Below are 22,722 nucleotides of genomic sequence, written 5' to 3'. Positions count from 1 at the left end.
GAACTATGTTCCGCTTGAATTTGGGCATACGCACATGTCCTGTTCCAGGAATTCAGGCAACTTTCTGACTTAATAGAGTAGTCGCCCTACAGATTCCCGACTGTTTTTCTTTTTTGACCGGAAAGTCTGGTCATAGATTTGGAGTGACATCCATGACCCGCCGTAGACGTGTCTACGAAGGTAAGGCCAAAGTTCTTTTTGAAGGGCCAGAGCCTGGTACTCTCGTTCAATATTTTAAAGATGATGCAACCGCTTTTAATGGCGTCAAAAAATCAACGGTAACTGGCAAGGGGGTTCTGAACAATCGGATCTCTGAGCATTTGATGAGCCGGTTAGGCGAAATTGGTATCCCCAATCATTTTATTCGCCGCCTGAACATGCGCGAGCAACTCATCAAGGAAGTCGAAATTGTTCCTGTTGAAGTTATTGTTCGTAACGTCGCCGCTGGCTCCATTTGTTCCCGGCTGGGTCTAACAGAAGGCGCGCCCCTGCCCCGAACACTGGTCGAGTTCTGTTACAAATCGGATGAACTGAACGATCCTTTGATTGCTGAAGAGCATATCACCACATTCGGCTGGGCCACTGCAGAAGAGATCGAAGACATCATGACCCTTACACTTCGGGTCAACGATTTCCTTTGCGGCCTGTTCACGGCAATCGGTATCAGACTGATTGATTTTAAACTGGAATTTGGCCGCCACTACGAAGACGATGAAATGCAGATCATCCTCGCTGATGAGATTAGCCCGGACAACTGTCGTCTTTGGGACATGGCAACCAATGAGAAACTGGATAAGGATCGTTTCCGTCGAGATCTCGGCGGCGTAGAGGATGCTTATCAAGAAGTCGCCCGACGCTTGGGGATCTTGCCCGAAAGCGGGCCTAACGATCTGAAAGGGTCGAATTCACTGCAATAACCCAAAAGGCGCATTAACTGCGCCTTTTTTCTTGGCAAACTGTTTCAAGGTAGAAACTCATGAAAGCACGCGTAACCATTTCTCTTAAAAACGGCGTTCTGGACCCACAAGGCAAAGCCATTGAACATGCTCTGCACGGTCTCGGTTTCGAAGGCGTAAATGATGTCCGTCAGGGGAAAGTCATTGAACTAGATCTTGGTGATCTGGATAAGGCTTCAGCGCCTGCCCAGGTTGAGAAAATGTGCACCCAGTTGCTGGCAAACACTGTTATCGAGAATTACAGCATCGAGTTGCTGGATTAACTCCAGAAGATTGAAGGAGATACTGCCAAATGAAGGCTGCTGTGATTGTTTTTCCCGGGTCGAACTGCGACAGGGATATGAAAGTTGCCATTGAACAGTCCATGGGCAAAAGCCCAGATATGGTCTGGCATGGAGACACTGAACTGCCGGAAACTGACCTAATTGCAATTCCAGGCGGATTTTCCTACGGAGACTACCTCCGATGCGGCGCCATTGCTGGCAATTCCCCGATTATGCGGGAAGTTGTTAAAAAAGCCGCGAATGGAACGCCAGTCCTTGCCGTCTGTAACGGTTTTCAGGTCGCTACGGAAACGGGTATGTTAATGGGCGCTTTGCTTCGCAATGCCAATCAGAAATTTATCTGCAAGGATGTTGACTTAAAGGTGATTTCCCAGAACGAACGTTTTGTAGGTGCCTTTGAACAAGGTCAAACGGTTCGCTTCCCCGTCGCACATCATGACGGTAATTTTTATGCCGATGATGAAAGTCTGAAGCGTCTGAACGGTGAAGGCATGATTGCCTTCAAATATGCCAATAGCGAAGGCGAAGTCACTGACGACACAAACATTAACGGGTCTGTAGAAAACATTGCGGGCATATACAATGAAGCTGGCAATATCCTTGGCCTGATGCCACACCCTGAGAGGCTGATAAGTGATCAGCTTGGCGGAACTGATGGCAAAACCTTCTTTGACAACCTGATTAACTCTCTGAACTGAGTGTACATATGACTGAGATCACTAAAGAAATCGTAGCGGAACATGGGTTGTCAGAGAGTGAATATGAACAAGTTCTGACAATCCTGGGCCGAGAGCCTAACCTTACAGAGCTGGGAATCTTCTCTGTAATGTGGAGTGAACACTGCTCCTACAAATCATCCAAAAAGTGGCTGAAAACACTCCCAACAGAAGCCCCATGGGTTATCTGTGGGCCTGGTGAAAACGCGGGCGTAATTGATATTGGTGACGGGCAAGCCGCCATTTTCAAAATGGAAAGTCATAACCACCCTTCCTATATTGAACCTTACCAAGGGGCAGCTACCGGTGTTGGCGGGATCCTTCGGGATGTCTTCACCATGGGAGCCCGCCCCATTGCAAATATGAACGCCCTCCGCTTTGGACGGCCTGATCATCCCAAAACTCGTCATCTGGTTTCCGGTGTCGTCGCCGGTATCGGTGGATACGGGAACTGCATGGGTATTCCAACCGTTGGCGGCGAAACCAACTTCCATGAAAGTTACGATGGCAACATCCTTGTCAACGCCATGACAGTTGGACTAGCAGATACTGACAATATTTTCTATTCGGCTGCTGCAGGCGTCGGAAATCCAGTTGTTTACGTAGGCTCAAAAACCGGTCGTGACGGAATTCATGGCGCGACTATGGCTTCCGCTGAATTTGATGACGACAGTGAAGAGAAGCGCCCAACCGTTCAAGTCGGTGACCCCTTCACAGAAAAACTTTTATTGGAAGCCTGTCTTGAACTGATGGCGACAGATGCAATCGTTGCCATTCAGGATATGGGCGCCGCAGGTCTTACCTCCTCCTCCTTTGAAATGGCAGATAAAGGCGGTGTTGGCATCCAATTGGATCTGGATCATGTCCCCATGCGTGAAGAAGGTATGACACCATATGAAATTATGCTGTCAGAAAGTCAGGAGCGGATGCTCATGATCCTGAAACCGGGCCGCGAAGCAGAAGCCAAAGCCATTTTCGAAAAATGGGAACTGGACTTTGCGGTAATCGGTAAGGTCACGGACACAGGTCGCATGGTCCTCACCATGAACGGAGAGGTCGCTGCTGACTTGCCAGTTGCTCCACTCGCCGACAGCGCTCCCGAATATGACCGCCCTTGGGTTAAGACAGAACCCGCAGCACCGCTTATGGGTGATGCTTTAAGTGCGCCTGATGATTTGAAAGCAACGCTTTTGAAAATGATGGGATCATCCGCAATTGCCAGCCGCAAATGGATTTGGGAGCAGTATGACCACATGGTTATGGGTGATACCATTCAGCGACCAGGCGGTGATGCAGGCGTAGTCCGCGTTCATGGAACCCAGAAAGCGCTTGCCATAACAACTGATTGCACGCCTCGCTATTGCAAAGCAGACCCGCAGACAGGTGGTGCCCAGGCAGTTGTTGAAACCTGGAGAAACCTGACCGCAACAGGCGCAAAGCCTCTCGCGATTACAGACTGCATGAATTTTGGTAATCCTGAACGGCCAGAGATTATGGGTCAGTTTGTTGGCTGCATTAATGGAATGAGAGAGGCCTGCCTTGCCCTCGACTATCCAGTGATTTCAGGTAACGTCTCGCTTTACAACGAGACCAATGGAACCGGAATTTACCCAACTCCTGCGATCGGCGGTGTTGGTTTACTAGCTGATTCTGAGAAAATGTCGACTCTCGCTCTGAAATCTGCGGGTGAAACAATCTTTGTCGTTGGTGAAACCCGCGGGGAGATGGGTCAATCAATTTATCTGAAGGAAATCGAAGGTCGTGAAGAAGGCGCCCCACCAAGTATCGACCTGAAGGCCGAACGCCAGAACGGTGACTTTGTCCGTGATATGATTGAGCAAGGCCTGCTAACCGCAAGTCACGATATTTCAGATGGTGGTTTCTTGGTCGCTCTTACAGAAATGGCGTTGGCTGGAAATTTAGGGGCAAATCTGGAGATTGAGACAGATATTCCCCTTCATGCTTATTGTTTCGCTGAGGATCAGGCGCGATATATTGTGACAGCCGCCCCAGAAAACAGCGAAAAAATCGTTGAAATGGCGAAAAATTCTGGCATCCCCCTTCAAATAGTTGGAACGACCGGTCATAATGAGTTGAAGGTTAATGAGCAATTCGCCATATCAGTGAAAGAAGTTAAAGAGGTACATGCCAACTGGCTTCCTCAATTGATGACAGTACCAGGGAATTAACAGGAGTAGATATCCATGGCTATGGATGCAAATGAAATTGAGCGTCTGATTAAGGAAGGTATTCCTGATGCCCGTGTGCAAATCACCGACCTGCGTGGAGATGGTGATCATTATGCCGCACTTGTTGAATCATCTGCCTTTGAAGGTTTACCCCGTGTCAAACAGCATCAAATGGTGTATGAAGCTCTAAAAGGAAAGATGGGTGGGGATTTACACGCGCTTGCACTGCAGACGTCGGTTCCTCAACAATAGTGAAAGTTTAAGGTAAGGAAGGACTTGCAAATGCTTGACCAAGCTACGAAAGATCGGATCACACAGGAAATCGCTGGTAGCGATGTTGTCCTTTTCATGAAAGGGTCTGCAGTATTTCCGCAATGTGGGTTTTCCGCGACCGCTGTCCAAATTCTATCTCACCTGAATGTCAAGTTTAACAGCATTGACGTTCTGACTGACCCTAGCGTGCGTGAAGGGATCAAAGAATTCAGTGATTGGCCAACTATTCCTCAGCTTTACGTCAAAGGTGAATTTGTTGGTGGATGCGACATTATGCGCGAGATGTTTGAAACTGGTGAGTTGGAAAGCCTGTTTCAGGACAAACAGGTTGCTCGCGCATCCTGATCACAAATTTTAAATCGTTACGGGAAAATGCGGCTGACCACAGCCGCATTTTTTTATTATCATGTGATATAAAATCACAGATAAATTCCAGGAGGGGGCATGGATCAGGAAAAATTGGCGCGATTGCTGGGCAAAATACCTGTTGGTGTTTTCAATCTGCTTTACGTTGGGCGTCGCATCAAAATAGATGGTCAAATGTTGAACGCAAAGGCCCAGTTCCTCTGTAAGGTTGTCGATAAACAAACCCTTCCTGCCAGCGAAGATACGGTCGAGAATGAGCGTGAGCAAATCGAGGCATTATCCACAACGCTCGGGGGTGATTATATTCCCCTGCCCTATGTGGAAGATTTCACTATTCCAGGTGATGGTGGACCCATCCCGGTGCGTCTTTACAAGCCGACCGACACAGATGAGTTATTACCCGTCCTGATCGGGTTTCATGGCGGTGGTTTTATCAGGGGTTCAGTCAATTCCCATGACGGATTATTCAGACGCTTAGTCAGCTTTGGTAATTTTGCTGTTCTTTCTGTTGATTACCGTCTTGCTCCAGAGCATAAATTTCCTGCGGCCGTTGACGATGCCTACAAAGCGCTAACTTGGGTTCAGGAAAATGGTCCTTCTAAAGGACTTGATCCAAAGAAAATAGCAATTGGAGGCGATAGCTCAGGTGGAAACCTGGCTGCCGTTGCCTGTCAGGATGCGAAACGGAACAAGACAGAGCAACCTCTTATACAGGTCCTGATATATCCGACAACTGACAGCCATTTTACAGCAAACAGCCATAAACTATTTGCCAAGGGTTTCTTCCTGACTGAAGAGCGGATGCATTGGTACAGGGATCTGTATCTGAACTCGCCAGAAGATATGGATAATCCGCGTGCCTCTCCCCTCGTAGCAGATGATGTCAGCGGTCTTGCTCCAGCCCTTATTATTTCAGCGGGTTTTGATCCCTTGCGAGATGAAGCAGAAGACTATGCAAAACGGTTAAAAGACGCAGGCGTTCCTGTTGGCATGATCCGTTTTGAAGGAATGATCCACGGATTTTCCTCCTTAAGTGGTCTCTTACCTGATGCCGATAAGTCTTTGAAAACTATTGCAGAGGCCGTCAGTCAAGCCTTTCAAAATAAAGTCTAACTCATCCATAAAATAAAAGCCGGCTTCCTATAAGGGAGCCGGCTCATTACATCAGTTTCTTAGACCACTTTTTCTTAGTTGTCGTCCTCTCCAACACGTTGCGAGAGTGCAGCTGCGAGATAATCATCTAAATCTCCATCCAGCACCCCTTGCGCGTTTCCTTTTTCAACCCCAGTCCTGAGGTCTTTTACCATTTGGTATGGATGCAGAACGTATGACCGGATTTGATGCCCCCAGCCAATGTCCGTCTGTGTCCCGCGCGCTTCGGCTGCAGCCTCTTCTCGTTTTTGTAACTCCAGTTCATAAAGACGAGATTTCAGCATTTTCATGGCCGCTGCCTTGTTTTTATGCTGGGATCTGTCGTTCTGACACTGAACAACGACATTTGTCGGGATATGAGTAATACGGATTGCAGATTCTGTCCGGTTCACGTGCTGACCGCCAGCACCGGAAGCCCGATAAGTGTCGATCCGAAGGTCTTTCTCATCAATTTCGATATCAATATCATCATCGATAACCGGATACACGCCAACAGAGGAGAAACTGGTATGACGGCGCGCATTTGAATCAAAAGGCGAAATACGTACAAGACGATGAACGCCTGATTCAGTTTTCAACCAACCGTATGCGTTATCACCTGTGATCTCAATGGTCACTGATTTAAGACCAGCTTCCTCTCCAGCACTTTCTTCAAGTGTTTTGACCTTATAGCCATGCTGGTCTGCCCAACGCATGTACATCCGCAACAGGATTTGTGTCCAGTCCTGAGACTCTGTTCCACCTGCGCCAGAATGAATTTCAAGATAAGCATCATTGCCGTCCACTTCCCCGGACAGCATACTTTCCAAACGACGCTTTTCGGCCAAAGCATGAAGGTCTTGAAGAGCTTCTTCAGCCTCCTTCAAGGTTTCGTCATCCTCTTCCATTTCAGCCAAATCAATCAGCTCAACTGTATCTTCAAGATCCTGTTGAATAGCATTGTAGGCGTTAATGGCCGTTTCCAAGTTAGTTCTTTCCCGCATCAGGCCCTGTGCCTTGCTGGGATTATCCCAAAGATCAGGGTCTTCTACGAGGGAGTTCAGCTCTTCCAAACGACGGATTGCATTATCCCAGTCAAAGATGCCTCCTCAGCAAGCTCATGGCCTGCTTGATTTCATCGACAACGGCCTGGTGTTCGGCGCGCATAAACTACTCCATTTCAAAACTTTAAAATTCTGGACGAGAACCTAATCGCAGAAACGCAATCAGTAAAGACCACCTGTGCCTGATGTGACAGGATTTTTAACCTGATCAAGGGAAATGCCCGTTGCATTGGAATTTTCACTTCCATCCAAGACGGGTCCATCAGTAGAAATCTGATCGGTTACCTTAAAAGCTTCCAGAATCACGCCTCGATCACCGGGTTGGGCGGGAAGACCAGTATCTGCCTTAACTCGTACAAGCCGTATCCCTTCAGGTACACGGAAAGGAATTGCGGGCTCGTCAGCGAGAGCTTCAACCATAAAATCCCTAAAAATAGGGGCTGCAACACCACCACCACCTTCACGAGGACCAAGGGACTTAGGTTGATCAAAACCAACATAAACTCCAACAGCAAGGTCTGGAGAGAACCCAACAAACCAGGCATCTTTCCCATCATTAGTCGTACCGGTTTTACCAGCCAAGGGCTTGTTCTTAATCGTTCTGTAAATGACACTTCCAGTACCTCTTTGAACAACGCCTTCCAACATGGAAACAACTTGATAAGCAGTCGCTGGGCTGACGATTTGCTCACGTGGGTCACTAATCTCAGGCGCATCCTGATCTCTCCATGATGCAGCCTTACATCCTTGGCATTCGCGCGCATCATGTTGATAAATTGTCGATCCCCGGCGGTTTTGAACACGGTCAATCAGGGTTGGAGTAACCTCCTTACCCCCATTTACCAAGCTCGCATAGGCTGTGGTCATTTTTAAAAGGGTTGTTTCCATCGCCCCCAATGACATCGCCAGTGTTTCTTGTAAATTGTCATCAATACCAAATCGCCGCGCATAATCTGCGACAGTATCCATACCGATCGAACGGGCTAGCCTGACCGTCATCAAGTTCCGGGACTTTTCAATACCAAGTCGCAGAGTACTCGGGCCATAGAATTTCTTAGTGTAGTTGGAAGGCTTCCACCTCTCCCCATTTTCCTGGGTCAACACAAATGGACCATCCATGATCTTGCTTGCAGGTGTAAATCCATTATCCAGAGCCGCTGCATAAACAAAAGGTTTGAATGAGGAGCCAGGTTGCCGCCGCGCCTGGACGGCCCGGTTAAACTCTGAAACCTCATGGCTCCAGCCTCCGACAAGCGCAAGAATCCGCCCTGTGTGAGGATCCATTGCAACAAGACCGCCCCCCACATTGGGAATCTGTTCCAAAATAAAAAGACCAACATCTGCGTTTTCGCCCTCAAGTTCGGTAACGGCAATCACTTCACCCGGTTTTAAGACATCGGACGGTTTCTTGGGCTTAGCTCCAACCTTCTGACCTTTTATCCATGGTCGCGCCCACTTCATATCCTCAAACAGAATTCGTCCTTTATCACCAGACTTCAGGCCTATGATTACTTCTTTATCATGAACCTCTAAAACTGCAGCCAATCGCCAGGGATCCAACCCCTTTGGCTCCGGAAACTCCGCTAGTGCTTTTTGCCAATCCTCAGCCAGCTTAATTTGGCCAATCGCACCCCGCCATCCATGTTTACGATCATAACGGCGCAATCCCGCACGAAGAGCAGCTTCACCCGCCTGTTGTAATGAGGCTTGCATGGTTGTTCGAACTGATAGACCCCCGTCATAAAGGCCTTTCGTTCCGTATAAATCGTAGAGTTCCCGACGGACTTCCTCGACAAACCATTCAGCTGCGAGGACTTGGGCGTCACGACCTTCTTTAACTTTCAACGGGCTATTTATAGCTATCTCAGCTTGTTCCGGTGTGATGAACTTTTCCTCAAGCATTCGGCCGATAACCCAGTTACGACGCGCGATCGCCCGCTCAGGGTATCGAAAAGGATTATAGTTATTTGGCGCTTTCGGCAGCGCCCCCAAATAAGCCATTTCCGCAATGGTTAGATCGTTTAAGGACTTATCGAAATAGTAAAGAGCAGCTGCTGCAACCCCATAAGCCCGATGTCCCAGATAAATTTCATTCAAATAAAGCTCGAGAATGCGATCTTTGGAAAGGCTTCGATCAATTCGAATTGCGAGGATCGCTTCCTTTGCTTTTCGCTCATAGCTGACTTCATTTGTCAGTAGCATATTTTTGGCAACCTGCTGGGTGATCGTTGACGCGCCAACCAATCGTCGACCGCTACCGAGGTTTTTAACATTCACCCCGATTGCCCGAAAAATTCCGAGGAAATCGATCCCAATGTGATTATAAAAATTTTGATCTTCCGCTGCGATAAATGCCTGTTTCACTTTCCGGGGAATTGCGTTTATCGGAACAAATAACCGACGTTCCCGAGCATATTCGGCAATCAGGCTTCCATCGGCTGAATGGACCCGTGTCATCACAGGAGGTTCATAGCTTGCGAGCTGTTCGTAGTCCGGCAGGCCCTTACCAAAATGCCAGAAGCCATAAAAAACAACCCCTGCAGCAATCAGAATACCGACGACTGATAGACTAAACAGAAGAAGTAAAATTCGTGCAAAAAGCTTCATGTTCTCGTGAATGCCAATAAACATTCACCCTCTTAATTTGGCTCAGACAACAGCGCTAGATATCTGACAATAACTTTTAACCCTTAAAGATAAGATAAGGCAGCATCAAGGCTCCAGTGTTGCAAAATACTTATCCAAGGCGTTTGAAATAGCTTCGGCCATTTTCTTCTGTCCCTTTTCGGATTTCAAAAATGCCTCATCATGTCGATTAGACAAATAGCCTAATTCGACAAGTACAGAAGGAACATCTGGGGCTTTCAGAACACGAAATCCAGCGAAGCGATGGGAGCGACTTCCCGTCTTAATCCCAACGCCGCGAAATTCTGGCAACAATAATTTCGCAAACTTCACTGAAAAATTCATGGTTTCCCGCTGCGCCAGATCTATCAATATTCCCTGTACAGTATCATCCTGTTCTTCAAGGTCGACACCCGCAATCACATCAGCTTTATCATGCATACGGGCAAGTTCAGCTGCTTCATCATCGGAAGCATTTTCGGAAAGCGTATACACCGTAGAGCCCCGAATATCTGAACGACCAATACTGTCCGCATGAACAGAAATAAAAAGATCGCCCTTATATTTTCGGCCAATTTCCACTCTTTCCCGAAGGCTCAGAAAAGTATCCGTCTCTCGCGTCAAAATAACATTATATTTTGCATCGGCCTCCAATACAGATTTCAGCCGTTTTGCCACTTGCAAGGTTAGTTGCTTCTCGTAAATCCCGCTTCCCCCAATCGCACCAGGATCAATGCCGCCGTGACCGGCATCAACAATGATTGTGTATTTCTGATGGCTACGCGGGGTCGGTATGGCAGAAATCCGTGGAGCCAGAGCAGCAACCTGCTGCTGACGGCTCTGCTGAACCAGTTTTCCAAAATTCTCTCGACTGGTCTTTCGAATATCAATGAAGAAGCGATAAGGTTTTCCCTCACTTGGAGGTAGGGTCTCTTCGCGAATTAACTCAACAGGCTGTTTTAAGTCCAAAACAATTCGGCTTGTCCCCTGACGAAACAATCCATAGCGATAGTTTTCAATCAACCCAATACCGGCTTTGGATTTGTCTGAGGTCTGCCAATTAACCTGCTGCATATCAATAACGAGCCGGTCAGGATTCGGTAAATAAAAAATCCGATATTCCGGTTTCTCGTCAATTTCCAACACAAAGCGCGTTTTATCGGGGTGAATCCCCAACCGAACCGAGGTAATATTTGCTGGCGCGGCAAAGGAACTTGTCAGAAACAAAAAAACACAGATGGCTGACAGACAGAAAATATTGAGAATGTTTTTCATACTTCCAGTAATACTTTTCTCTTAATCAACCCCAGAAGACAGCCTATTCTACCGGTTTAAGACCAATAGAGAAATAGCTCACCTGATCTACTTTTAAACCATAACATTATTATGGAATGACTAAACGTCATAAACAAGGCAATGGTTTATCAATGCCGATGGGTCAAAAGTTTTTTTCCCAAAGGGTAATTATTCAATTGTGATGTTGCTAACAAGTAACTATCATCATGCCTGTGAGTTTCTGTGGTCAGTTCCCCTTGTACAATTTGTACAACCGGACGGCGCCGGTTTCGACAGCTTAAGCTGGCATCTTTTAGAGATCCCCTGAGCGTCAGAAATCAGTGCTCAAGACAATGCAGAGAAAGATTTGTGAAACTGAAATCGTTCCGCCCCTATTTGTATTTGTAAGGTAGGCGGGCCCGGCAGCCGATAACCCCAGGTGATGAGGGGACCCTTAAGTAAACTTGAGGGAAAACTCGAAAAGTAATATGGGACCGGCGCTAGCGATTTCCAAAAAATACGACTGCATTCTTCCCTCTCACAGGAGGAATCCCAGTCACGGAGCTTATATATGGCTACGCGTATGTTAGTTGACGCGTCTCACGATGAAGAGACGCGCGTAGTAATAGTAAAAGGTACCCGGCTTGAGGAATTCGATTACGAAACAGCCTCAAAGAAACAATTAAAAGGCAATATTTATCTTGCCAAAGTCACCCGGGTCGAACCATCCCTACAAGCAGCATTTGTTGAGTATGGTGGTAATCGCCACGGTTTTCTTCCCTTTTCAGAAATTCACCCTGATTACTATCAAATTCCTGTTTCGGATCGGGAAGAATTGCTGGCGGAAGAAAATCTCGCTGAAAAGCAGGCTGAAGATGAAGTTGATGAGGAACTAGAGGCACCCACTTCCTCTGAAGGTGAAACAGCTGAATCGTCTGAGACAGAAAAAACCGATGTGTCAGAACCGGAAGAAGGTTCTGACGCGGCTTCTCAAGCATCCCCGGATGAAGATGAAGAAGGTGTTGTTGACGATGAAGGCGACACACTAGGAGGCCTTGAAACCGTAGATGACGATGCTGAAGACGTTGTTGAGAATTTAGGCGGTGATGATGAGCCTGAAATCACTCGTAAAGCGCTTAACAAGCGGAATTACAAAATTCAGGAAGTCATTAAGCGCCGGCAGATCCTGCTCGTACAGGTCGTGAAGGAAGAACGGGGTAACAAAGGTGCTGCCCTGACTACCTATATCTCGCTTCCTGGGCGTTATAGTGTTTTGATGCCAAATACGGGCCGTGGCGGTGGTATTAGCCGGAAAATTAGCAATCCGGCAGACCGTAAACGATTGAAAAAAATCGCTTCCGAACTGGAGGTTCCAGAAGGGATCGGTGTGATCATTCGAACCGCTGGTTTGAACCGGACGAAAGTCGAAATCAAGCGTGACTATGAGTTTCTTCTGCGGCTGTGGGACGATATTCGGGAATTGACCCTGAAATCAATCGCGCCTGTCTGTGTGTATGAAGAAGCGAACCTGATTAAACGGTCAATTCGGGATCTTTACAACAAGGATATCAACGAAATCCTTGTGGAAGGTGACGAAGGCTACCGGACGGCAAAAGATTTCATGCGAAAACTGATGCCAAGCCATGCCAAAAAGGTTCAGCCCTACCGGGATCGTATCCCCCTCTTCCATCGTTTTCAGGTGGAGCAGCAGTTTGCCTCGATGTACAATCCAGAAGTTCAGTTGAAATCTGGTGGTTATATTGTCATCAACCCAACTGAAGCGCTGGTTTCAATTGACGTAAACTCTGGCAAAGCAACCAAAGAGCGAAGCATCGAGGAAACTGCCCTTAAGACCAATATGGAGGCGGCAGAAGAGATTGCCCGTCAGTTGCGTCTCAGGGACCTTGCAGGTTTGATTGTGATCGACTTCATCGATATGGATGACAATCGCAACAACAAAGCAGTGGAACGCAAGCTCAAAGAGTGCCTTAAATCTGATCGTGCCCGTATTCAGGTCGGTCGCATCAGTGCATTTGGCCTTCTGGAGATGTCTCGTCAACGTCTACGGCCGTCCTTCCTGGAAACATCTACAAACACATGCCACACATGTGGTGGATCCGGTTTTGTGCGATCAACAGAATCTACAGCTCTGCTAATTATTCGAGCGCTGGAAGAGGAAGGTGTCCGGGAAAGAAGCTCTCGCTTGACGGTAACGGTGAATACAGAAGTCGCCATTTATCTTCTGAACCAGAAGCGATCTGTCATTCAGGAGTTGGAAACCTTGTATGGTCTGACCATCATGATTATGGCAGACCCGACCATGAACTTGAACGATCATCGGATCGATCGTGAAAAAGGTGAACCCAACCCACAACGGCAGCAGCAAGTCCAGGAAAGTCCCGTTGAGCCTATCGAAGACCGTTCAGGGGAAGATGAAGATAAACCTGAAGGTGAAAGTAATTCAGCTAAACGTCGCCGTCGGAGACGTCGCCGGAAAAACAATCGGGACAATCGTCAGGATCAGCAAGAGGGCGTTGAAGCTACTCAGGAAAATGAAACTGAGGAAACATCTGAAAACGCTGAAGATGATGAACCTCGGAAACGCCGCCGTGGCAAACGGGGTGGTCGCAGACGCTCTCGCACAGCCACCTCGGACGAAACTGATCAAAATGACGTAACATCTGAAGACGGTTCAGAACCGGAAGTTATTGTTATTCCGATTGCTGCTTCTGATGATTCTGCGCAAACGGCAACTACCTCTGAAGAGCCTGCCAGTGAGGAGAAGAAAAGCAAACCTCGCCGTGGTCGTCGGAAAAAATCCGAAGACGAAACCTCAGATGCCAAACAGTCCGATGAGGAAAATCAGAGTAGCGAAGAGGGAGAAACACCCGAAAAGGTGCGTCCCCGAAGAGGCCGCGGTCGGCGGAAAAGTGAAAAGACTTCTGAAAAGGCTGCTGAAATGGCGGTAGCAGAAGCAAACTCAGAGATTGAACCTGAGATGGTCCCTCTTACAGAAGTTATTGAGGAAAAACCGAAAAGAGCTTCTCGCCGCAAACCAAAAGCAAAAGAAGAAACTGAGCAAACTCCTTCTGATGCTCCATCAACGGCTCCTTCGGAAGCACAGGTGACGGAAACCCAGTCTTCTAACGAAGCTTCCACTGAGGCTCCTGCCCCCTCTGAGACAGAGACGGTGACGACTGAAGAGCCAAAAACTGAACGCAAACCGCGTCGTAGAGGTTGGTGGAACCGGCGTCGGTCATAAATTAAAAAGGGAGTGAAATTCACTCCCTTTTTTTATAACCAGCTTTTCAAGGCATAAACAGCGCCTCGCATATCTTCAAATGAGCCAGCGAAAGAAAATCGCACAAATTTGTGTCCAAGATTGGGATCAAAATCAATTCCCGGGGTCGCAGCAACTCCAGTAACGTCCAACATCTCCTGACAGAACTTCATACTGTCATCTGTCAGGTGGCTGACATCAGCATAGATGTAAAACGCCCCATCAGCCGCTGCTAGCTTATCTAAACCTAGTTTTGGAAATTCAGTTAAAAGCAGATCCCTGTTGCGGGCATAATTTCCGATAAAACCTTCAAGCTCGTCTTCACAATTAAAGGCTTCTACCGCCGCATACTGGCTAATTGCAGGTGCTGAAATATACAAACTTTGCGTTAGCTTTTCGATGGGTTTCAATAATGTTTCGGGCACTACCATCCACCCAAGCCGCCAACCGGTCATCGAAAAATATTTAGAAAAGGAGTTTATGATCACGGCATCCGAGCTGTAAGACAAAGCGGAAACCGCTTTTTGCCCATATGTAAGCCCGTGGTAAATCTCATCAGAGATAAAGGCAATCTTCTCGGATTTGCAATAATCTACCAAATCTTTCAATGCCGTTGGCGTCAGCATAGTCCCGGTTGGGTTTGAAGGACTGGCAACTAACAGTCCGTCTAATTGATCTCTGAAGGATGCCAACAATTCCGGAGAGGGCTGGAAGTTTGTATCTGGACCACAAGAAATACCAACGGCATTCAAATCAACCGCCTTCATAATGTTGCGGTAGGCTGGATAGCCGGGTTCCGCCAAGGCAACCCGATCCCCTGCGTTAAACATGGATAAGAAGCTGAGCAAGAAACCAGCGGAAGATCCCGTTGTAACGACGATCCGATCTGCCGGAAGGTCAAGATCATACATATTCTGATAGTGACCAGCGATAGCCTCTCTCAATTCTGGAATTCCCAGGGCCTCAGTGTATCCAATAGGTCGAGTATCAAGCGCTTTCTTAGCAGCTTCCATAACAGGAGCCGGGGCGGAAGTTGCAGGCTGGCCAACCTCCATGTGAAAAACCTGCTTGCCTTCTGCCTCCCTCTTATTGGCAGCCTTCATGACTTCCATTGCATAAAAGGGCGAAATATCTGCACGAGATGCTGTAATCACGAGACAACTACCTTAAGAAAATAACACTTTTCTATTTATCGCTGATTTATCGAAAGTCCAAACCCTCTTGGATCTGCACTCGATTGGCAGAATTCAGGTTTTCCTTCAGCACAATGTATGGCGTTTACAGACCCAATTTTGTTGACTTCCAACATGACCGGATGGGCCTTGGTCAAATCCTGCAAAACATCAGGCTCAATGCCACGTTCGTAAAGCAGAGGTAACCCTGGCCCCATCGTAAACAAGCGAGGCACTCTGATCGCTTCATCCAAACTTTTGTTTTCAGCAACCACCTTGAGCGCCGTGTATACAGAACTCAATGTACCGGCGGCTCCACCGGTTACCCCTCCCGCATAAAACAATAGTTTATTGGGGCGGTTCATGATGAGAACTGGTGTCGTTGGAAAGGCCGCATCCTTATCGGTTAAAGGTTCAGCAAGAACGATTCCAGATATAGATCCAACATTTCCTGAACCGAATGGTTTTCCTAGCCCAACGACACAAGCAACTGCATTACCCTCATTATCTGCTGTTACGAAAGAGGTCTGTCCACCCGCACCGAACGGATTATATCGGGCATAGTCCTTGAATGTAGTTGCTGAAGACTCAGCTAATTTCTCATAGGAAATATCAGTTCCAATATGCAAGAAACCTTTACCCTGAAACATTTTTTGCCAAACACTTTGAAACAGTTTTCCATATTCACTGTTTGACGTGCCGACAGTCAAAACATCCACATCAAATGTATTCGCCTGCTGCCAAACGGGCCTGTAATACACAAGGTCAGTGGTTGTTAGCTCGCCCCCTATCCGATTTGCTTCTTCAATAAAGGCTTTCGCAAGATTACCTGAATAGAAGAAAGCACCGCCGTTAGAGCGGATATTACTCAAGACGGAAGACAGACGTATTTGCTGAATTCGAGATCCCTCCTTTTTAAGGGTACCGTCCTCGCTCAGATATAACTCTCGCAATTGACGATCTAGATATAAATCCCGACCAGCATCAGCCATGGCCATATACTGTGCCCGAGACATATTTTCGCCGAAGTTCGCCAGCTTCTCAGCCGGAGCCAGCAAGCTGGACCAACTCAGTTTTCCGTAGCGCGCATGAAGAGCAGCAAAGCCGCGTATATTTCCTGGGATACCAATGGCACCCCCCTTCTCTCCAACACCAACGGGAAACTTCAGATTATCTATCCGGTTGTTTTGCTTGCTATAGGCAAGACATTCACCACCGCCCCCTAAGGAACCTGCGACGGGATAGGTTACAGAAAGGGTAAAATAAAGTGCCGTGGCCGCGTCCGCGGCAGTTCCTCCGGCTGACAGAATATCTTCAGCGATCAATACAGCGCGTGGCTCATCAGCCGCTGCTCCCCCAAGTGGGCCCTCAACACTGCCGATTACGCCAAGTTGGGTTGTGGAGCTATCTTCGCAAGCCGCCAAAAATAAAAGTGAGCCTGCAGCGAGTAAAGATGTTAGAGCCTTCCATTGACGAGAGCTATGACACTTCTTAACTTTAAAGTTCAACAAAGGGAATGAACTGTTGAACAAACGATTTACAACATTTTTGTCGGTCATTCTGGTATCGGCCTTTTTCACGCAACCGGTTGCAGCTAATCAACCAAAGCTTTCCTATATCCGGGATGCTGAAATTGAGCATACCCTGCGGTCCTACGCAACCCCTCTCTTTACGGCAGCAGGACTTAATGCAAATGATGTCTCAATTCATCTGATCAATAACAAGGTTATAAATGCGTTTGTCGCTGGCGGTCAGCGAATGTTCTTCTTTACCGGGTTGTTGGAAAGGGTTGAAAGTCCAAGTCAACTAAAGGGCATTATCGCCCATGAAACTGGCCATATTGCTGGCGGTCATCTTGCCCGAACGCAAGAGGCCTTAAAAAATGCAACCACCAAATCCATCATTGGCTATTTGTTGGGAGCTGCAGCTGTTATTGCCGGTGGTGCTGAAGGTGGTGTAGCAGTTGTTGGGGGCGCTCAGGCCCTCGCCCAAAAATCTTTTCTTAAATATAGCAGGGAGCAGGAATCTTCAGCGGATCAGGCTTCATTGCGATATTTGGAAAGAACTGGGACCTCCGGACGCGGTATGATGGAGTTCCTTCGTATTCTCGAACAAAACGAACAAATAAGTTACGGAAAAGTCGATCCCTATTGGCGGAGCCACCCGATAAACAATGAAAGGATCGCCGCTCTCGCAAGGCAGGTGGAAAAATCACCCTATCGGGACGTTCCAGATTCCCCTCAAGATATTCGTGCGTTGAAATTCATTCAGGCAAAACTGGTTGGGTTTACCGAAAACTTGCGTGAAACGCTTAAACAATACCCACCTGAAGATAAAAGTGAGTTTGCCCGCTACGCCCGTGCGATTGCCTATTTCCGCCATCCTGATATCGAAAAAGGGTTAAAGGAAATTGATAGCTTGCTTTTAGAAAATCCCACAAACCCTTACTTTTATGAGCTAAAGGGGCAAATGCTTTACGAGAACGGGAATATTGCGGCCTCCCTCGCGCCTTTAAAGACAGCAACTGAAATAGCGCCATATGAGCCCTTAATTCTGACACTCTACGGCACATCGTTGATTGCGAATAATCAACCACAAACAGACCAGGAAGCGGTTGATACCTTAAAAACCGCCCTTGCCTATGATCCGAATAACAGCCGAACCTGGTATCAATTGGCCACTGCTTACAGCCGGATTGGAGATGAAGCCAATTTAGCGTTAGCCTCAGCTGAGCGATTTATGCTTTTAGGTAATGCCCAAAAGGCGTCTTTTCATGCAAAGCGGGCACAAAATCTTTTTCCAGTTGGAACCCCTGGATATCTTAGGGCTGACGATATTATCGCCATTTCAAAAAACCTGCTGAAAGACAAAAGCTAACCACCTCACATGGATGTGCTTTGATTTACCCTTCACATTCGTATATTCGTTATAAATCTTTTGACGTCAGTTAGGGTTTAAATGTCCAAAAACAATCGCGTTCTAATTCTGCTTTGTCTGTTAATTGCAGGTCTTATCGCTCTTGCTGGAGCTCAGTTCTATCAACTCGGCAAATCGCGAAACGATGAACAGTTTGGTAACAAGGTACGCGCATACCTTCTAGAAAACCCTACCATTATCCGGGAAATGATTCAGAAGCTTCAACTCGCGGACGCGGAAGCCAAACAAAATCGAGAACGACAAGCGTTGGATCTGCACCGCAAAGCTCTTGAAAATGACGGTTTCAGTTTTGTAGCAGGTAATCCAGATGGTGATGTCACCATCGTTGAGTTTTTTGATTATCGCTGCGGTTACTGTAAGAAAAGTTTTCCGGATCTAATGCAAGTAGTCAAAGCTGATGGAAATGTGCGTTTGGTTCTAAAAGAGTTCCCCATCCTAGGTGATTCATCAGTTTTCGCCAGTCGCGCCGCAATGGCATCAATTGCCCAAGGAAAGTATATGGAATTTCACATTGCTTTGATGGAAAGCAGAGGCAATCTTAGCGGTCCCAAGGTCCTGAATATTGCTGAAGAGGTTGGTTTAAACGTCGCACAGCTTGAACAAGACATGAAATCTGAAGACATTAGTCAGAAAATCAATCAAACATATAGCCTCGCAAACGCTCTGGAAATATCTGGTACGCCAGCCTTCGTCATCGGAGATCGGATCGCAGCAGGCGCAATTCCACCTCAACAGATGATGAGTTTGGTTCAAAACGCCAGAGAGACAAAAAATAACTCAACGACCAACTAAAGATTGTTCTTTTACAGTCAATCACCGAATATAGGGAATGACCACAAAGACAACACCCCTGAAGTTACAGAATTTTCTGCCTTACCGCCTGACCAAGCTTTCGGGCATCATTAGTCGAACTCTTGCCGAGAGTTACTCAAACCAATTTGATCTCTCGATCCATGAATGGCGTATTGTAGCGATCCTTGGGGAGCAACCCGGTTTAACTGCCCGAGAAGTCGGTGAGCTCGCATCGCTTGATAAGGTCAATATCAGTCGCGCAATCGATAAGCTGGAAAAGGCGGGACGACTGATCCGCAAAACAGTCGCAAAAGACAGACGATCATTCGCCCTTTTCTTGACTTCAGAAGGCGAAGACGTGTTAATCCGAATTATCCCACTTGCCCTAGAGTACGAAAAACAACTGTTATCTATCCTCAGTCAGGAAGAAAAACAGAGCCTTAACTCAATACTTATGAAACTTGATCAGTCTGCGGATCAAGTCGCAAAAAGTATGATTTCAACGGATTAATCGGATGGTGATCGCCTTGCCTGCAATTACTGCTTTTGAGGTCACAGGCAAAATTTAGACAAGAAGATATTCAGACATAGGAATGTCTATGCTGAAACCACTGCAACACACAAAAAATTATATTGCTGATCATTGGTATGGACGGCAAAGTTTCGCATGGTCATTCTGGGTCAACTTCATCCTTCTTCGAGCCCTCATCTTTATCACCCAGGATTGGCTAAGCCCTGTTAAAGGTGCAGATTATACAGCCTTCCGGAGCGAAGTCCTTTTCCTCATGATTTTATTCCATGGCATTGTATTTACATGGCAGATACTTGGTGTTTTTCGATCTGCAGAGGCTTACCTCAAAGAAAATGGAACAATGGCTATGGCCAACTTTTGGGGCGCTCAGGTCGGTGTTATTCTGGCTTTCTGGCTAACCGCAACATATGCCTACGGCGCATGGCAAATGACGCTACCGGCGCCTGATGATAAAGTTTGGCAAGCCAAAAGAGATGCAGAACGCGCAAGTCGCTATAAGTTTACCCCCTCCGAAGACGGATATACCCTCGCATTCACAGGTTCAATTGAATTAGGCGTTACCAAGGTATTTGCAAAATTGCTGGAAAGACACCCAAATCTGCACACGGTGGCCCTTACAAGCCCTGGCGGCAATATTTATGAAGCTCGGGGCATCTCAAAAATGATCCGGGAAAAGGGACTCGCGACATTTGTTGAAACTGAATGTAGTTCTGCCTGTACGACCGTTTTTATTGGTGGAAAGAGCCGAAAGTTGAACCCGGGGGCCAAACTTGGCTTCCATCAGTATCGGATCGACGCCGGCTACGACGTTCTTAATTTTGATGCAAAAGCTGAAATGGAACAGGACCGTAATCTTTACGCCATTGCGAATGTTAGATCCTGGTTCTTGGAAAAAATGTTCCAAAGTCGCGCAGATGAAATGTGGTATCCGTCGACAGAGGAATTAATGGATGCCGGAGTCATCACACATATTTCAAGCCCGGCACCCAATTAGAGAAAGTTATATCAACCCAGTTCTCGGTGAACTGGGGTCCGCATAACTCTTGCGGGGCATACGACCGGCGAGAAAGGATTTCCGGCCCGCTGTCACGGCGTCTTTCATCGCTGAAGCCATTGTTATGGGGTTAGGTGAATGGGCAATGGCCGTGTTCATTAAAACGCCATCACAGCCGAGTTCCATCGCGATGGTCGCATCAGAAGCAGTTCCAACTCCCGCATCCACAATTACCGGTACCTTCGCCTGCTCTTTGATAATTCCAATTCCTACTGGATTTTGGATTCCAAGACCCGAACCAATAGGAGCGCCCAGCGGCATGATCGCAACGCACCCCATATCCTCTAGTTCTTGGCACATGATCGGGTCATCAGAGCAATAAACCATCACTTTAAAACCCTCATCGATGAGGGTTCTTGCCGCCTTTAGAGTTTCAACCATATTTGGATAAAGTGTTTTCTCGTGGCCTAAAACCTCAAGTTTCACCAAATCCCATCCACCGGCTTCACGGGCAAGCCGTAACGTCCGTAAAGCTTCATCGGCCGTGTAACAAAAGGCCGTATTCGGTAAATACACATATTTCTTAGGATCCACATAATCGACAAGCATTGGCTGATTTCGATCCGTAATATTCACCCTACGTACCGCCACGGTCACCATATCCGCACCCGAAGCTTCGATGGCAAGTTTGGTTTCTTCAAAATCCTTGTACTTACCAGTTCCCACAATAAGTCTGGATTTTAAGGTTCTACCCGCGACGATTAAATTGTCATTTTCATCTGAATTGGGGTCAGTGACACTGTGTCCGCCCCCAATAAAATGGACAATTTCCAGTTTATCGCCATCTGCCAGCATGACAGAATCGTAAGTGGATTTTGGAACAATTTCCAAGTTTCGCTCAATAGCGACTTTACTTCCATCCAAGTCCAATTGCTTAAGAAGGGAGGAAAGAGTTAAAGCGACTTCAAACTGATGATTTTCCCCATTTATGGTGAGGTGCATGGAACTTACCTTGCTTCTACTGTGGATAAAATTGAAAATTCTTGGCGGATTATGGGTCTCATAAGAGTTCGTTGCAACCTTTGATAATACCCATTGTAACACTTTATTCATAATAATAGTTCGTACGGCTTTATCATCTGGAAAAACTTCTTTATAAGTGGGCAACTACTATCCGACTTTAAGTCGTTCAGGGGTTTGAATGGAAAAATCTGTTCTGATATTAAATGGACCAAATCTCAACATGCTCGGTGTTCGTGAGCCTCATATTTATGGGACTACGACGCTTGATGATGTTGAACTGATCTGCCGCGATAAAGCCACCAAGCTTGGTCTGGAAGTCAGCTTCCTGCAAAGCAATCATGAAGGTGAGCTCATCGATGCTATTCAACATGCCTACGGACAACAGGATGGTATTATTTTAAATGCCGGTGCTTTCACGCACACCTCAGTTGCGTTACATGATGCGTTAAAGGCGGTTGGACTGCCCGCGGTGGAAGTCCATCTTTCTAACACTTTCGCTAGAGAACCATTCCGGCACCATAGTTACATATCACCAGCAGCGCTTGGTGTGATATGTGGATTTGGCGTAACCAGCTATCTACTTGCCCTTGAGGCGCTTGCTGACAACTTTAAACAATAGAGAAAAGTCGACCACAATGAGTAAACTTGATATCGACAAAGACATTATCCGTGACCTTGCCGAGATTATGAATGAAACAGGTCTTGGTGAGATCGAGGTAGAGTCTGGAAATCATCGCTTAAGGGTATCACGGGGAACTTCTGCAGTTACCGCAACGACCGTTGCCGCACCGGTTGCCACAGCCGCAGCTCCAGTCAGTGCACCAGCAGCAGCCGTAGAGGTTTCAGCACCCACTGCGTCCGATGCTGAAAATCATCCAGGTGCAGTGAAATCTCCGATGGTGGGAACCGCCTATCTGGCACCGGAACCCGGTGCAGCAAACTTTATTAAAGTCGGCGATTCCGTATCACAAGGCCAGACACTGCTGATTGTAGAAGCCATGAAAACAATGAATCCAATCGCCGCTCCAAAAGGCGGTAAAGTTTTGGATGTTTTGGTTGAAGATGCCACGCCAGTGGAATTCGGACAGCCTTTAGTCATTATTGAGTGAGCGC

The 22,722-nt window shown here is 47.1% G+C and carries 20 protein-coding genes; 14 read left to right on the top strand and 6 right to left on the bottom strand.

The genetic code is table 11. The features are described 5' to 3' along the window. The first annotated feature begins 152 nt into the window (after positions 1 to 152). The 7 genes from purC (at position 153) to HH301_RS11765 (ending at position 5,897) form a co-directional block, all read left to right on the top strand. Positions 153 to 917: a phosphoribosylaminoimidazolesuccinocarboxamide synthase gene (gene purC / locus HH301_RS11795; RefSeq protein WP_169569102.1), complete on the top strand. Its 765-nt coding sequence runs from the start codon at positions 153 to 155 to the stop codon at positions 915 to 917. A 59-nt stretch (positions 918 to 976) separates the two neighbouring features. Next, positions 977 to 1,219, top strand: coding sequence for a phosphoribosylformylglycinamidine synthase subunit PurS (gene purS, locus HH301_RS11790; RefSeq protein ID WP_169569101.1), 243 nt, complete (start codon positions 977 to 979; stop codon positions 1,217 to 1,219). Positions 1,220 to 1,248: 29 nt separating this feature from the next. Further along, the gene (gene purQ, locus HH301_RS11785; protein WP_169569100.1) at positions 1,249 to 1,938 is read left to right on the top strand and encodes a phosphoribosylformylglycinamidine synthase subunit PurQ; all 690 of its coding nucleotides are present in this window, start codon (positions 1,249 to 1,251) and stop codon (positions 1,936 to 1,938) included. An 8-nt stretch (positions 1,939 to 1,946) separates the two neighbouring features. Next, positions 1,947 to 4,145 (top strand): phosphoribosylformylglycinamidine synthase subunit PurL, encoded by a 2,199-nt coding sequence (purL, locus tag HH301_RS11780; protein WP_169569099.1) that lies wholly within the window; start codon positions 1,947 to 1,949, stop codon positions 4,143 to 4,145. A 15-nt stretch (positions 4,146 to 4,160) separates the two neighbouring features. Continuing rightward, the gene (locus tag HH301_RS11775) at positions 4,161 to 4,397 is read left to right on the top strand and encodes a BolA family protein (RefSeq protein WP_169569098.1); all 237 of its coding nucleotides are present in this window, start codon (positions 4,161 to 4,163) and stop codon (positions 4,395 to 4,397) included. 30 nt (positions 4,398 to 4,427) lie between these two features. Further along, positions 4,428 to 4,763, top strand: coding sequence for a Grx4 family monothiol glutaredoxin (grxD, locus tag HH301_RS11770; protein ID WP_169569097.1), 336 nt, complete (start codon positions 4,428 to 4,430; stop codon positions 4,761 to 4,763). 99 nt (positions 4,764 to 4,862) lie between these two features. Next, positions 4,863 to 5,897, top strand: coding sequence for an alpha/beta hydrolase (locus HH301_RS11765; RefSeq protein ID WP_169569096.1), 1,035 nt, complete (start codon positions 4,863 to 4,865; stop codon positions 5,895 to 5,897). A gap of 74 nt (positions 5,898 to 5,971) precedes the next feature. On the opposite strand, the gene prfB is transcribed toward HH301_RS11765, so the two are convergent. From prfB to HH301_RS11750, 3 genes are all read right to left on the bottom strand, one after another. Next, positions 5,972 to 7,082, bottom strand: a protein-coding gene (gene prfB, locus HH301_RS11760; protein WP_169569095.1) for a peptide chain release factor 2 whose coding sequence is annotated in 2 segments (ribosomal slippage) — positions 5,972 to 7,012 and positions 7,014 to 7,082 — 1,110 coding nt in all. Because the reading frame shifts where the segments join, the coding sequence is not laid out codon by codon here. A gap of 59 nt (positions 7,083 to 7,141) precedes the next feature. Beyond that, on the bottom strand, positions 7,142 to 9,610 hold the full coding sequence (locus HH301_RS11755) for a penicillin-binding protein 1A (RefSeq protein WP_206378279.1): 2,469 nt from the start codon (positions 9,608 to 9,610) through the stop codon (positions 7,142 to 7,144). An 81-nt stretch (positions 9,611 to 9,691) separates the two neighbouring features. Further along, positions 9,692 to 10,879, bottom strand: coding sequence for an N-acetylmuramoyl-L-alanine amidase (locus HH301_RS11750; protein ID WP_169569094.1), 1,188 nt, complete (start codon positions 10,877 to 10,879; stop codon positions 9,692 to 9,694). A gap of 571 nt (positions 10,880 to 11,450) precedes the next feature. Here HH301_RS11750 and HH301_RS11745 point away from each other — a divergent pair. Next, positions 11,451 to 14,141, top strand: coding sequence for a ribonuclease E/G (locus HH301_RS11745; RefSeq protein ID WP_169569093.1), 2,691 nt, complete (start codon positions 11,451 to 11,453; stop codon positions 14,139 to 14,141). 32 nt (positions 14,142 to 14,173) lie between these two features. Here HH301_RS11745 and HH301_RS11740 read toward each other — a convergent pair whose 3' ends face one another. Both HH301_RS11740 and HH301_RS11735 read right to left on the bottom strand, forming a co-directional pair. Further along, positions 14,174 to 15,313: an aminotransferase class I/II-fold pyridoxal phosphate-dependent enzyme gene (locus tag HH301_RS11740; RefSeq protein ID WP_206378278.1), complete on the bottom strand. Its 1,140-nt coding sequence runs from the start codon at positions 15,311 to 15,313 to the stop codon at positions 14,174 to 14,176. Between the two features lie 35 nt (positions 15,314 to 15,348). Then, positions 15,349 to 16,890 carry a gamma-glutamyltransferase gene (locus HH301_RS11735; RefSeq protein WP_169569092.1) on the bottom strand — a complete coding sequence of 514 codons (1,542 nt, stop codon included), beginning with the start codon at positions 16,888 to 16,890 and terminating at the stop codon, positions 15,349 to 15,351. Here HH301_RS11735 and HH301_RS11730 point away from each other — a divergent pair. The 4 genes from HH301_RS11730 (at position 16,856) to HH301_RS11715 (ending at position 20,586) form a co-directional block, all read left to right on the top strand. After that, on the top strand, positions 16,856 to 18,208 hold the full coding sequence (locus HH301_RS11730) for a M48 family metalloprotease (RefSeq protein ID WP_169569091.1): 1,353 nt from the start codon (positions 16,856 to 16,858) through the stop codon (positions 18,206 to 18,208). The two genes, HH301_RS11735 and HH301_RS11730, sit on opposite strands and share 35 nt — an antisense overlap. 81 nt (positions 18,209 to 18,289) lie before the next feature. Next, on the top strand, positions 18,290 to 19,060 hold the full coding sequence (locus HH301_RS11725) for a DsbA family protein (protein WP_169569090.1): 771 nt from the start codon (positions 18,290 to 18,292) through the stop codon (positions 19,058 to 19,060). Positions 19,061 to 19,097: 37 nt separating this feature from the next. After that, positions 19,098 to 19,571 (top strand): MarR family winged helix-turn-helix transcriptional regulator, encoded by a 474-nt coding sequence (locus tag HH301_RS11720; RefSeq protein WP_169569089.1) that lies wholly within the window; start codon positions 19,098 to 19,100, stop codon positions 19,569 to 19,571. Positions 19,572 to 19,659: 88 nt separating this feature from the next. Then, positions 19,660 to 20,586 (top strand): COG3904 family protein, encoded by a 927-nt coding sequence (locus HH301_RS11715; protein ID WP_169569088.1) that lies wholly within the window; start codon positions 19,660 to 19,662, stop codon positions 20,584 to 20,586. Between the two features lie 6 nt (positions 20,587 to 20,592). Here the strand turns inward: HH301_RS11715 and thiS are convergent, their stop codons facing one another. Further along, positions 20,593 to 21,588, bottom strand: coding sequence for a sulfur carrier protein ThiS (thiS, locus tag HH301_RS11710; RefSeq protein WP_169569087.1), 996 nt, complete (start codon positions 21,586 to 21,588; stop codon positions 20,593 to 20,595). A gap of 199 nt (positions 21,589 to 21,787) precedes the next feature. On the opposite strand from thiS, the gene aroQ reads away from it, so the two are divergent. Together aroQ and accB are read left to right on the top strand one after the other, a co-directional pair. Further along, a complete protein-coding gene (aroQ, locus tag HH301_RS11705) occupies positions 21,788 to 22,228 on the top strand; it encodes a type II 3-dehydroquinate dehydratase (protein ID WP_169569086.1) in 441 nt (146 codons plus the stop codon). 16 nt (positions 22,229 to 22,244) lie between these two features. Further along, complete coding sequence (accB, locus tag HH301_RS11700) at positions 22,245 to 22,718, top strand: acetyl-CoA carboxylase biotin carboxyl carrier protein (RefSeq protein WP_169569085.1); 474 nt, start codon at positions 22,245 to 22,247, stop codon at positions 22,716 to 22,718. Positions 22,719 to 22,722: the final 4 nt, after the last annotated feature.

The sequence above is a fragment of the Sneathiella limimaris genome (genome assembly GCF_012932565.1).
Classification (GTDB): Bacteria; Pseudomonadota; Alphaproteobacteria; order Sneathiellales; family Sneathiellaceae; genus Sneathiella; species Sneathiella limimaris.
Note: the sequence above shows the minus strand (reverse complement) of the source record. Positions and strands in the feature narration are given on the sequence as shown.

Excerpts from the sequence above, each read along its gene's own strand:
- purC (WP_169569102.1), top strand. The coding sequence starts at position 153 with ATGACCCGCCGTAGACGTGTCTACGAAGGTAAGGCCAAAGTTCTTTTT.
- HH301_RS11715 (WP_169569088.1), top strand. The coding sequence starts at position 19,660 with ATGCTGAAACCACTGCAACACACAAAAAATTATATTGCTGATCATTGG.
- HH301_RS11775 (WP_169569098.1), top strand. The coding sequence starts at position 4,161 with ATGGCTATGGATGCAAATGAAATTGAGCGTCTGATTAAGGAAGGTATT.
- HH301_RS11720 (WP_169569089.1), top strand. The coding sequence starts at position 19,098 with ATGACCACAAAGACAACACCCCTGAAGTTACAGAATTTTCTGCCTTAC.
- HH301_RS11765 (WP_169569096.1), top strand. The coding sequence starts at position 4,863 with ATGGATCAGGAAAAATTGGCGCGATTGCTGGGCAAAATACCTGTTGGT.
- purS (WP_169569101.1), top strand. The coding sequence starts at position 977 with ATGAAAGCACGCGTAACCATTTCTCTTAAAAACGGCGTTCTGGACCCA.
- purQ (WP_169569100.1), top strand. The coding sequence starts at position 1,249 with ATGAAGGCTGCTGTGATTGTTTTTCCCGGGTCGAACTGCGACAGGGAT.
- HH301_RS11735 (WP_169569092.1), bottom strand. The coding sequence starts at position 16,890 with ATGACCGACAAAAATGTTGTAAATCGTTTGTTCAACAGTTCATTCCCT.
- thiS (WP_169569087.1), bottom strand. The coding sequence starts at position 21,588 with ATGCACCTCACCATAAATGGGGAAAATCATCAGTTTGAAGTCGCTTTA.
- HH301_RS11750 (WP_169569094.1), bottom strand. The coding sequence starts at position 10,879 with ATGAAAAACATTCTCAATATTTTCTGTCTGTCAGCCATCTGTGTTTTT.
- aroQ (WP_169569086.1), top strand. The coding sequence starts at position 21,788 with ATGGAAAAATCTGTTCTGATATTAAATGGACCAAATCTCAACATGCTC.
- HH301_RS11755 (WP_206378279.1), bottom strand. The coding sequence starts at position 9,610 with ATGTTTATTGGCATTCACGAGAACATGAAGCTTTTTGCACGAATTTTA.
- HH301_RS11725 (WP_169569090.1), top strand. The coding sequence starts at position 18,290 with ATGTCCAAAAACAATCGCGTTCTAATTCTGCTTTGTCTGTTAATTGCA.
- grxD (WP_169569097.1), top strand. The coding sequence starts at position 4,428 with ATGCTTGACCAAGCTACGAAAGATCGGATCACACAGGAAATCGCTGGT.
- accB (WP_169569085.1), top strand. The coding sequence starts at position 22,245 with ATGAGTAAACTTGATATCGACAAAGACATTATCCGTGACCTTGCCGAG.
- HH301_RS11745 (WP_169569093.1), top strand. The coding sequence starts at position 11,451 with ATGGCTACGCGTATGTTAGTTGACGCGTCTCACGATGAAGAGACGCGC.
- purL (WP_169569099.1), top strand. The coding sequence starts at position 1,947 with ATGACTGAGATCACTAAAGAAATCGTAGCGGAACATGGGTTGTCAGAG.